Genomic DNA, 320 nt, shown 5'->3' with positions numbered 1-320 from the left:
TTAATTTCGTGGGCTAACATTTGGCCTTTATACTGGTTGTGAATGTTACCAGGATTATTTTTCTCTTGCTTAACATAACGTTCACGAGATATACGACGACCAGCCTCATTTTTATTCTCAATCATTTTACGATACACTTTTACAATATCTTGCAGTTTATCCTGCATCTCTTTCGCTAGTTTTTGATGTTCATCCTTAAATCCTGTCATTTCTTTGTTGTATGCCTTGTAGAACTGCTCAAATTCTTCTTCAGTTACTTTATAATCTGATGAGTTAAGTTGTTCGTCGACTTCGATTAATTCTTGTTCTAAATCTGATTG

At 34.1% G+C, this 320-nt stretch carries 1 pseudogene; it reads right to left on the bottom strand.

Annotated features, from left to right (window positions below):
- Positions 1 to 320: pseudogene (locus CD032_RS11135) on the bottom strand (hypothetical protein); the annotation flags it as partial.

Origin of the sequence: Staphylococcus cohnii subsp. cohnii (assembly GCF_002902365.1) — a bacterium.
Taxonomy (GTDB): domain Bacteria; phylum Bacillota; class Bacilli; order Staphylococcales; family Staphylococcaceae; genus Staphylococcus; species Staphylococcus cohnii.
Note: the sequence above shows the minus strand (reverse complement) of the source record. Positions and strands in the feature narration are given on the sequence as shown.